General features: G+C 60.4%; 1 protein-coding gene. It reads left to right on the top strand.

Annotated elements, in window-relative coordinates; all coding sequences use genetic code 11:
* Positions 1 to 280 (top strand): site-specific integrase (locus tag H6B10_RS19075; RefSeq protein ID WP_204652439.1); only part of this gene is annotated, 280 nt, incomplete at both ends.

Here is a 280-nt window from a genome sequence, read left to right on the forward strand (position 1 = left end):
AGGCGTGCGCAAAGAGCGCCCGGTGGCCGACGAGGAAACGGTGCAGAAGCTGATCGCCGCTCTGGAAACACAAAGCATGAAATATGAAGTGTACTTCAAACTGGTACTGGCCACCGGGATGCGCCGCGGCGAAGCCTGCGGGCTGCGCTGGTCAGACATTGACTGGCGGCACCGGACCATCCATGTGCAGCGGACAGTGGTCAAACTCAGCGGGCAAAAGATCTTCACCAAGGAGCCGAAAACCGCCAGCGGCGACCGGCGGGTGTACATCAGCAAAGAG

The sequence above is a fragment of the Gemmiger formicilis genome, assembly GCF_016901605.1.
Taxonomy (GTDB): Bacteria; Bacillota; Clostridia; order Oscillospirales; family Ruminococcaceae; genus Gemmiger; species Gemmiger formicilis_B.